Raw genomic sequence first — 9,506 nt, 5'->3', positions numbered from 1 at the left:
GGACATTGAGAACAAACTAAACAACAGACCAAGAAAACGATTAGGGTTTAAGACGCCTATGCAGGCGTTCTATAATATTAATTAGCGTTGCACTTGGTGTGTTAATCTAAGTTATAAATATCACATGCGACATTAAACAATAAATGACGAGAGGGTATGTATGAAACCTGATAACCATAACTTAACTTTTAAGCAGCATAAATTGTTTGGTGCGCTTATCCTACTGACAGTGACATCGTCGTTATTTGCTTGTAACGACACCAATACCACTGCTGCAACCACAGCGCCTGTAGAGACGGCAACAGACAGCCAGAATTCAAAAGTCCAAACGTCTAAAACTGAGTCGACGAGCTCTAGCAGTAACAGTGATGCGCTGAGAAACGTCTCTGCGACGGTTTATAAAGATGCCAATTGTGGCTGCTGTAAGGAGTGGATTAGCCATGCCGAACATCACGGTATGACTGCGGCGGGACAAGATGTCGCCGACTTAGCAGTTTTTAAAGAACGCTATGGTGTCCCGAGCAATATGCGCTCTTGTCACACGGCGGTCACGAGCGACGGTTATGTATTCGAAGGTCATGTGCCTGCCAAGTATATAGCCCAGTTTTTAGCCAATCCGCCAAGCGAGGCTATTGGTCTTGCCGTACCCGGTATGCCAATGGGTAGCCCCGGGATGGAGTACCAAAATAAATTTTCACCTTATCAAGTGATGCAAATCAACAAAGACGGTAGCACAGCGGTATATGCTGAGGTTGATAGCGCCAATGCCCAGTTATAGCTGAAAAGGATGATTTTTACTGTCCATCGCTAACTTATTAATAATAAGGAAATTATGTAAAGAGAAAGTATTTACATCAGAAAATTCTTATACCACCTGAGAAAAGATAGGATTAAACCATTATAGATCTCTATTTATGAGGCCTATAATGGCTTTTTTGAATAAGTATGAGAGCGTGGCAAACTCTTGACTAGAAAAGATAGGCATAAACTGTTTTTAATACAAGTAACGGCGCTTAAGAAAGATGTATAACTAAGTATATATAAAGGCCTTGAAGAGGGGTTAATTGAGAAAATTTTTTTGTCTATTTATTAATATTATTACTCATGCCGGCCAGCATCAGTTGTTTGCTGGACGATTTGTTCGACTTGCATAAAATCTGTATGCCGCACATCTTTGCCGCTGGTGCAAAAAATGACCAGTTCAGCAATGTTTTTAGCGTGATCGCCCACCCGTTCTAAGGCGCGTAATACCCAAAGTATGTTAATCACTTTGGACACATGGCGGCTGTCTTCCATAATATAGGTCATCAAGGCTCGAGTGGCAGATTGGTACTCTTCATTAACCACTGTATCACTTTGCAATACCGAAAACGCTTGCTGAGGATTCATATGCGAAAAGGCGTCAATCGCATCAAGCAGCATCAGGCGCACCTGATTGGATAAATGCTGAACCTCTGAATAGCCTCTTGGAGATGCACCATCTTTAATCAATTTGCAGGCCATACGGGCAATTTTTTCTGCTTCGTCACCGACACGCTCAAAATCAACAATGCCTTTACTAAGCGCCATGACTAAACGCAAATCATTGGCAGCTGGTTGGCGTTTGGCGACCAACAAAATGATTTGCTCATCGATTTTAATCTCTAGCTGATTGATCAGATGATCATCTTCAATCACTTTTTTCGCGGTCGCCTCATCTGCAGCTATCAAGGCGCGTGTCGCAACCATGACTTGCTCTGCTGCCATGTGACCCATTTGCATAAACAGCTCAATCACGTCATGTAAGTCATTATCAAAACTCTTTGATAAATGCTTTGCCGTTATCGCCATGCTTGCTTCCTTAATCGTATTGGTGTTGCTCATAAAAATATTGCCAAAATGAGTAGCGTGATAAATGACTGCTAGAAATGATTGCTTTAAGCGAACAGCGACTTAGCCATAACGACCGGTAATATAATCTTCAGTCGCTTTTTGTGCTGGGTTGGTGAATATTTGATCTGTTTCCCCCATTTCTACCATGTCCCCCAAATACATATAAGCGGTGTAGTCGGAGACGCGCGCGGCCTGCTGCATATTGTGGGTGACGATAGCAATGGTATAGTCGTTTTTTAAATCGGTAATCAAATCTTCAATCGCGCCAGTAGAGATGGGGTCAAGCGCTGACGTTGGCTCATCTAATAGCAAGACTTCAGGTTTCGTTGCTACTCCGCGGGCAATACAAAGTCGCTGCTGTTGACCGCCAGATAATGACAATCCTGACGCTTTGAGTTTATCTTTGACTTCCAGCCATAACGCCGCCTTTTTGAGTGCCCACTCGACACGTTCATCCATCTCTGCTTTGCTGAGCTTTTCATAGAGACGGACGCCAAATGCGACGTTGTCATAAATGGACATCGGGAAGGGTGTAGGTTTTTGAAAAACCATACCGACACGCGCACGCAGTAAATTGACATCCATGTCTTTGGCCAAAATATTTTGGCCATCAAGGGTAATTTGACCTTCAGCATGCATACTCGGATACAAGTCATACATACGGTTAAAGGTACGTAGCAGCGTTGATTTACCGCAGCCTGAGGGACCAATAAAAGCGGTGACCTTTTTTTCTGGAATATCGATATTGATGTTTTTTAATGCTTGAAAATCGCCATAATAAAAGTCTAAATCGCGAATGGTAATCTTGGCAGGCGGCATATTGTCGGGCATGTCCGCCATGGTTTGCTTGATAAGATGGGCAATATCTGGCTGTTTATGCTGACCATTGTTAAACATAGCGTCATCCAGTAAACGGCGTTTGCTGCTGGTATCTGTCATCGGCTTAGTCGCTTTTCTCTCTAATACATCAGTCATAATGGTATCCATCTGTTTTAAAGTTTTATTAAATGGGGGTGTTTTTTTACTATTAGCTGTGCTTCTGTTAGCCTTGAATTATCTGCTATGGTCTTTGCCACCGATAAAGCGCGCCGCAATATTTAAGAATAATACTGTCGCGGTAATGAGTAGCGCCGCCGCCCAAGCCAGTGCATGCCAGTTATCATAAGGGCTCATCGCAAACTGATAAATCGTGTTGGGTAAGTTGGCCATTGGCTCACTCATATCGGTACTAAAGTATTGGTTGTTTAGCGCGGTAAATAGCAAGGGCGCGGTTTCACCGGTAATACGCGCAAAAGCGAGCAGCACACCGGTAGTCAGACCGGCTTTGGCAGCCTTCAGGGTCACGGTACTGACCAGCTTCCATTTTGGCGTACCCAATGCATAAGCCGCTTCGCGTAGTGTATTAGGTACAAGGTTTAGCATGTTTTCCGTCGTACGCACGACAATAGGAATCACAATTAGCGCCAACGCTAATGCACCAGCCCAACCCGAAAAGCTCTGTCCTTTGACCATCAAGGCATAAATAAACAAACCAATCACAATGGATGGGGCAGACAATAAAATATCATTTAAAAATCGGGTGACTTTACCCAACATACTGCCCTGTGAAAATTCTGCTAAATAAATGCCCGCCATCATGCCGATTGGCGCACCAATCGCTAAGCCCGAAAAAGCCAACATTGCTGAGCCAACAATGGCATTACGTAGACCACCTTCGCCCATCGGTGGCGGGGTATCTGCCATAAAGACAGGCATCTCGATTAAACCTTGCATGCCTTCAACAAACAACGTCATCAAAATCCAAATCAGCCAAACCAAACCAAATACAAGCGCTGATAAAGCAAAACCAAGTCCCAGTCTATTGATAAAACGGCGCTTGTTATAAAGCCGCTTGTTGTATCGATCTTCAAAGCGTACAGAAGACTGGTTTGGTTCGGCAGTTTGAGTGGTGACTGGTGCGAAAGTCATGAAGTGTTTGTCCTTCTTGAGTCAAATAATGGCGGCAAATAGCGTGTTTTAGTTTGTTTAGGCTTGTTTTGATTTGATTGGTTTTGTTGGCTTTTAAAATAGTATGTTTAATTGCCTGCTTTTTGGTCAATACGCATGAGCATGAGTTTAGATATTGATAAAACGATAAAGGTAATGACAAACAGGATTAACCCTAAATGTAATAATGACGCGAGATGCAGCTCACTTGACGCTTCGGCAAACTCGTTGGCCAGCGCTGAGGTAATGGTCACCCCAGATGTGAATAGACTTGGGCTAATATTAAAGGCATTACCAATTAAAAAGGTCACGGCCATCGTCTCGCCAAGCGCTCGACCCAGTCCCAAAATCACGCCACCAACCACACCTGCTTTGGTATAAGGTAAGATGATTTTAAACATCACCTCCCACGTGGTTGCGCCCATGCCGTACGCGGACTCTTTTAGCAGGTCTGGCACCACAGAAAAAACATCGCGCATGGTGGCAGCGATAAAGGGAATAATCATAATTGCCAGTATTAACGAGGCGGTAAACATACCCAGTCCCATCGGCGCACCGGCAAAAACTTTACCAATAATAGGTAGGGGGCCAATATTTTCAATAAACCAAGGTTGAATATGATCACCAAAAAACGGTGCAAAGACAAACAAGCCCCACATGCCATAGATGATAGAAGGAATGCCTGCCAGCAGCTCGATAGCAATACCCAATGGCTTTTTCAAAAAATTGGGACAAAGTTCCGTTAAAAAGATAGCAATCCCAAAGCTGACTGGTACGGCAATACAGATAGCGATGAGTGAAGTGACCACCGTACCGTAAATGGGTGCAAGCGCACCGTATTGATCGTTCACCGTATCCCAGTTATTACTGGTATAAAATCCCAAACCGAACTCAGTGATACTTGGCCATGCACCGACAATCAATGACAGCATGATGCCGCCAAGCGACAAGAGCACCAAGATTGCAAATGCTTTAGTGGCATTAACAAAAACTGCGTCAAAGCGTTTTTGTTTTGCCAGTTGGGATTTTAGGTCTGCCATAAAAGCCTCTGTTGTTTATCGCTCTAACTTTTCATTATGTTAATGATTAACTGTGTTAACGCTTGCTAGTGTGAAAGCTTGATTGTAAAAAACCTTAGGGGTTTTAGCTTTAGCGTCTTACCGTAATAAACTGTATCATCTAACGACCGAATCTTAAGTTCACTACGGCTAAGACGTCACCAAGCAAACACGCTTTTCAGTATTTGCTTGATGGCATTAGTTAGCTTATTCTCGACTGGCTTCTTCTCGAATTAATAAGCTTCGAATTAAAAAGCTTCGAGCTACTGTGCTGAGGTATAGACAGGCTTACCTTCGCTGTCTACCACCTCGTTCCATTTCGCCTTAAATAAAGCCACGGCCGTATCTGAAAAAGGCACATAATCAAGACTCATCGCGTCATCATCGCCTTGAGCATAAGCCCAGTCAAAGAAGTTAAGGACACCTGCCACTTGTTTGGCATCTTGCGGTTGTTTATGGACTAAGATAAAGGTCGCAGCAGCGATAGGCCATGCTTGATCAGTCTCAGAGTTGGTGATGACTTTATAAAAGCCTTCTTGCTTTGACCAATCGATGTCACCAGCGGCGGCGAATGTCTGCGCAGATGGTTGCACGACGTTGCCAGCGGCATTTTTTAGAGCAACGTGTGCCATGCTGTTTTGCTTAGCATAAGCGTATTCAACGTAGCCGATAGAGTTTTTCATACGCGTCACATAGCTTGACACGCCTTCGTTACCTTTACCGCCCGCACCGGTTGCCGAGGTTGGCCATTTCACGGTTTTATCGACGCCAACGCTGTCTTTCCAATCGTTTGACACTTTGGCTAAATAATCGGTAAAGTTAAAGGTTGTGCCCGAACCGTCTGAGCGGAACACTGTGGTAATGGCGGCGTCAGGAAGGCTTAAGTCAGGATTCATAGCTTTGATGGCAGGGTCATCCCATTTGCTGATTTTACCAAGATAGATGTCAGCGAGCATTTTTCCATCGAGCTTCAATTGACCAGGCGCAACGCCATCGATATTGACGATAGGTACCACGCCGCCGATAACGGTCGGGAATTGAATCAGACCGGCTTCCTCTAATTCCGCTGGCGTCATCGGCGCATCGGACGCGCCAAAATCCACCGTTTTTGCGACGATTTGTTTGATACCGCCCGATGAACCAATCGACTGATAGTTCACTTGACCGCCAGTTGCTTTATGATAGGCATCTGACCATTTAGCATAGATAGGCTGCGGGAAAGAAGCGCCTGCGCCGGTGATATTCATTGATACATTGTCAGCTGATTTAGCGGTTGACGACGTAACGTTTGCGGTGTCGGTAGTAGCGGTAGTTGATTGCGCCGAAGTAGCGGGCTCGTTGCTTTCATTGCTATTGGAGTTTTTATTACAAGCAGCTAAGGTTAAGGTACTCGCGACGGCTAAAGCTATTAATGAATAACGCATTATTTCTCCTAAAAAGTAATGATATTAAGTAAACATAGTTGAGTATTGGATATTTATAAATAACAGAGCTGATTTCGATGTTTTATAAATGGTGCTTTATTCATACTGCTTTGTTAATAACGCTTTATTAAAAATGATTTATTGCAAAGACGCTTGGTGGTCGATGAGCCCATTGTGCCGCGCAAATATGACAGTTTGATGAAATAAGACATTTTTATGAAAAAAGTCATTTAATTAGAATAGACGTGTGATAAAGGGCAAAGTTAGTGCTAATGGCGGCTGATATCTTGTGCAAAAATCGTTATGATGTGGGCAGGCGTTTTCGTAAAAGCGGATTTCAAACTCAATGTCATTAAACTGTCATAATTAAGCCGTTTAATGGGCAGGCATTGGCAGCTAATGCTGGCGCCTAATATTGTTTTATTTATTTCTAGGTTTTTGTCTTTTAACTTTGACTTTCAACTTTGTCATTTAATAATAAGGCTATGGTATGCGCAGTGAGCAGATTTTGATTGTAGAAGATGAACCTGCAATTCGTGAGATGGTGGTAATGACGCTAGAGATGGCGGGCTTTGAGAGTTTAGAAGCGGCTGACGTGGCAGAGGCGCATCAGCAAGTGGTCGATCACAGACCCGCGCTGATTTTGCTCGATTGGATGTTACCGGGTGATAAAAGCGGTATTGATTTTTGCCGCATGCTCAAAAGCGATGAGATGTTGGGCGAGATACCAGTAATTATGCTGACGGCCAAAAGTGAAGAGGATAGCAAGGTTCATGGGCTTGACGCGGGCGCTGATGACTATATGACCAAGCCATTTTCAACGCGTGAATTGATTTCAAGAATCAAAGCGGTATTACGCCGTGGTCGTGCGCTTAGTAGTGATAAGCCGATCGAAATAGGCAAGCTTAGTCTCGATCCCAAAAGCCAACGCATTACCGCTGACAATCAAGTCATCGATATCGGGCCGACAGAATATCGATTACTGGCGTTTTTTATGAGTCATCCAGAGCGCGCTTATACCCGCACTCAATTGCTCGATCAGGTCTGGGGCGGTAATGTCTATATCGAAGATCGCACGATTGATGTGCATATCAGGCGTTTACGTAAACTGCTCCAGCCTTACGATTGTAGTACCTTGATTCAAACGGTTCGTGGAACAGGTTATCGATTTTCTAGTTTGGCTCAATAAAAATGAGAGGTATGCATGACAGTGCTTGAAGAAAACGCCCAACCAGAAAACGCCAAGTCAGATACAGTGCAACAAAGTAAAAAACAACAGGACCATCAAATCTTGCAGCAAAATTCTACCGATCAGCTTCAAAAAATCAGAAGTGCCTTACGCGCATTGCGAGATGCGGTTATCTTGCTCAATGGTGACGATGGTTTGGAGTGGTGGAATCAGGCCGCCGAAGATTTATTATTGCTACAGTCAGCGGACCATGGCAAAAGTATTTTTGACTTTATTAATGTCCCTGAGTTTCATCAGTACTATCAGAATAAGATCACGCCCAATGATGGCGTACACATGAAGTCATGGCGTGACCCTAACCGTTATCTTAAATGTGAGCTCACGCCTTTTGGCGATGAAAAGCTGCTGATTATTTATGATGTGACCCGCTTACAACACTTAGAGCAAATGCGCCGCGACTTTGTGGCCAATGTCTCGCATGAATTGCGAACACCACTCACCGTACTGATGGGCTATCTGGAGAATTTTTCTGATCAAGAAGAGATGCCGCGGCAATGGCGACGCGGGTTTGAGCTAATGACGCAGCAGACTGCGCGTATGAATAGGGTGGTCAATGACTTATTATTGCTATCACGAATTGAAATCGAAGAGACGCATGAGCTGCATTATATTGATATGACTAAGCTGCTCACCCATGTTTATGACGACGCGCAAGCGTATAATCAAGAATACGGCCATACGCTGCACCTGCAGATAGATACCTATGATGGTCTCTACGGCTCGGAGATGTATTTAAACAGTGCGTTGTCCAATTTGGTCATCAATGCCATTAAATATACGCCAAAAGGCGGCAATATTGTTATCAGTTGGGCAAAAGTGGCAGAAGGCTGTCGCTTTGCCGTCACCGATAATGGTATTGGTATTGCGCCCGAGCATGTCGCGCGATTGACCGAGCGTTTTTACCGAGTAGACAGCGGGCGTAGTCGGGAAACAGGCGGCACAGGGCTGGGGCTAGCAATAGTCAAGCATGTGTTATATCAATACGACACAACCCTGCAAATCGCATCGACAGAAGGCAAAGGCTCAACCTTTAGCGCCGTATTTCCTCCTGCTCATATTCGTTCAGCTGTTATAGATTGAGTTTCTTACCTTTTAGCTTTTAGCCTTTAGGTTTATTATCGTTTACCTTCCTCGGTCAATTCAACATAGCGATTATGATAATTTAACAATACCTTTTAGGATGTGTATAGAATTCAAATGAGTGGCAACCAGATAAAGACACAAGCAAGCATTACCGCTGCTGCATAGCTATCTTTGAGCTTATGATATCGCGTGGCCATGCCCCTAAAATGTTTCAACTTAGCAAAAGCGTTTTCTACCAAGTGACGGCAACGATACAAATACCAGTCTAGTGTGTCATTGTTGCTGTTTTTAGAGTTCGACTTAACGGGTATGACTGATACCAGCATGAACGCCAGATATTTGCTCAGGACTCCAGTTCTCTTTAAGCCTGTCTGTCACCCATGCCCAGAGGTCAGCCACAATAGTTGTGGCGTTGTTAGCCCGTCTGTCACAAGCCTTGTTATTAGCATGCTTTGCTCGGTAACCTCGTAGGCTTTTATTACGCCTAAGCTCTCTTGATATGGTACTGGGACTTCTGTTTAACGCTCTCGCTATGAAATTAATACTATGTTTTGCCCCTTTAAGGGCATAAATCTGGTATCGTTCACCTAGGCTTAGATGCGTATAGCTCATGGTTGCAATCTCACTTTGGTCGGTGGATAAAAACTTTGATGCTAGCGCATCTAGTTCTTTTTTTTACCTTACATTTGGTATTGCACTTCATGTGTTAATCTAAGTGATTATTTTCATGAGCTTTTGCCATTTACCGGTTTTACGCCAATAACGGTATTGATGATATATGCGAGACCAATGACCGAAATAAGAAGGTAAGTCTCGCCATGGACAGCCTACTCT

Annotated in this window: 10 protein-coding genes and 1 pseudogene; 3 read left to right on the top strand and 8 right to left on the bottom strand. The window is 43.9% G+C overall.

Going from position 1 to position 9,506, the window contains the following annotated elements:
* The first annotated feature begins 160 nt into the window (after window positions 1-160).
* Window positions 161-778, top strand: coding sequence for a DUF411 domain-containing protein (locus A7325_RS11670; RefSeq protein ID WP_068408350.1), 618 nt, complete (start codon window positions 161-163; stop codon window positions 776-778).
* Window positions 779-1,098: 320 nt separating this feature from the next.
* On the opposite strand, the gene phoU is transcribed toward A7325_RS11670, so the two are convergent.
* The 5 genes from phoU to pstS form a co-directional block, all read right to left on the bottom strand.
* Window positions 1,099-1,830, bottom strand: a complete 732-nt coding sequence (phoU, locus tag A7325_RS11665; RefSeq protein ID WP_068408348.1) for a phosphate signaling complex protein PhoU — start codon at window positions 1,828-1,830, stop codon at window positions 1,099-1,101.
* Window positions 1,831-1,932: 102 nt separating this feature from the next.
* Window positions 1,933-2,712 carry a phosphate ABC transporter ATP-binding protein PstB gene (pstB, locus tag A7325_RS11660; RefSeq protein WP_082894397.1) on the bottom strand — a complete coding sequence of 260 codons (780 nt, stop codon included), beginning with the start codon at window positions 2,710-2,712 and terminating at the stop codon, window positions 1,933-1,935.
* A 213-nt stretch (window positions 2,713-2,925) separates the two neighbouring features.
* On the bottom strand, window positions 2,926-3,840 hold the full coding sequence (pstA, locus tag A7325_RS11655; RefSeq protein ID WP_068408344.1) for a phosphate ABC transporter permease PstA: 915 nt from the start codon (window positions 3,838-3,840) through the stop codon (window positions 2,926-2,928).
* A 107-nt stretch (window positions 3,841-3,947) separates the two neighbouring features.
* The gene (pstC, locus tag A7325_RS11650; protein ID WP_068408342.1) at window positions 3,948-4,898 is read right to left on the bottom strand and encodes a phosphate ABC transporter permease subunit PstC; all 951 of its coding nucleotides are present in this window, start codon (window positions 4,896-4,898) and stop codon (window positions 3,948-3,950) included.
* Between the two features lie 281 nt (window positions 4,899-5,179).
* Window positions 5,180-6,340 carry a phosphate ABC transporter substrate-binding protein PstS gene (gene pstS, locus A7325_RS11645; RefSeq protein WP_068408340.1) on the bottom strand — a complete coding sequence of 387 codons (1,161 nt, stop codon included), beginning with the start codon at window positions 6,338-6,340 and terminating at the stop codon, window positions 5,180-5,182.
* A 490-nt stretch (window positions 6,341-6,830) separates the two neighbouring features.
* Between pstS and phoB the strand changes: the two genes are divergently transcribed.
* A complete protein-coding gene (phoB, locus tag A7325_RS11640; protein ID WP_068408338.1) occupies window positions 6,831-7,529 on the top strand; it encodes a phosphate regulon transcriptional regulator PhoB in 699 nt (232 codons plus the stop codon).
* Between the two features lie 15 nt (window positions 7,530-7,544).
* Complete coding sequence (phoR, locus tag A7325_RS11635; RefSeq protein ID WP_068408336.1) at window positions 7,545-8,669, top strand: phosphate regulon sensor histidine kinase PhoR; 1,125 nt, start codon at window positions 7,545-7,547, stop codon at window positions 8,667-8,669.
* A gap of 113 nt (window positions 8,670-8,782) precedes the next feature.
* Here the strand turns inward: phoR and A7325_RS13580 are convergent.
* The 3 genes and pseudogenes from A7325_RS13580 to A7325_RS13575 form a co-directional block, all read right to left on the bottom strand.
* Window positions 8,783-8,983, bottom strand: a pseudogene (locus tag A7325_RS13580) (transposase); the annotation flags it as partial.
* Window positions 8,973-9,284, bottom strand: coding sequence for a helix-turn-helix domain-containing protein (locus A7325_RS14305; protein WP_068408334.1), 312 nt, complete (start codon window positions 9,282-9,284; stop codon window positions 8,973-8,975). The pseudogene A7325_RS13580 and the gene A7325_RS14305, both read right to left, overlap by 11 nt.
* Window positions 9,285-9,383: 99 nt before the next feature.
* Window positions 9,384-9,506, bottom strand: a 123-nt coding sequence (locus tag A7325_RS13575) for a transposase (RefSeq protein ID WP_413771800.1), incomplete at its 5' end; no start/stop codon positions are given.

It is taken from the genome of Psychrobacter sp. SHUES1 (assembly GCF_001652315.1).
GTDB lineage: Bacteria > Pseudomonadota > Gammaproteobacteria > Pseudomonadales > Moraxellaceae > Psychrobacter > Psychrobacter faecalis.
This window is presented reverse-complemented; position numbering and strand designations above follow the sequence as displayed.

What these genes read in the sequence shown, in the direction of transcription:
- A7325_RS11670 (WP_068408350.1), top strand. Translation starts at nt 161, where the DNA reads ATGAAACCTGATAACCATAACTTAACTTTTAAGCAGCATAAATTGTTT.
- A7325_RS14305 (WP_068408334.1), bottom strand. Translation starts at nt 9,284, where the DNA reads ATGAGCTATACGCATCTAAGCCTAGGTGAACGATACCAGATTTATGCC.
- pstC (WP_068408342.1), bottom strand. Translation starts at nt 4,898, where the DNA reads ATGGCAGACCTAAAATCCCAACTGGCAAAACAAAAACGCTTTGACGCA.
- phoB (WP_068408338.1), top strand. Translation starts at nt 6,831, where the DNA reads ATGCGCAGTGAGCAGATTTTGATTGTAGAAGATGAACCTGCAATTCGT.
- pstB (WP_082894397.1), bottom strand. Translation starts at nt 2,712, where the DNA reads ATGGCGGACATGCCCGACAATATGCCGCCTGCCAAGATTACCATTCGC.
- phoU (WP_068408348.1), bottom strand. Translation starts at nt 1,830, where the DNA reads ATGGCGATAACGGCAAAGCATTTATCAAAGAGTTTTGATAATGACTTA.
- phoR (WP_068408336.1), top strand. Translation starts at nt 7,545, where the DNA reads ATGACAGTGCTTGAAGAAAACGCCCAACCAGAAAACGCCAAGTCAGAT.
- pstS (WP_068408340.1), bottom strand. Translation starts at nt 6,340, where the DNA reads ATGCGTTATTCATTAATAGCTTTAGCCGTCGCGAGTACCTTAACCTTA.
- pstA (WP_068408344.1), bottom strand. Translation starts at nt 3,840, where the DNA reads ATGACTTTCGCACCAGTCACCACTCAAACTGCCGAACCAAACCAGTCT.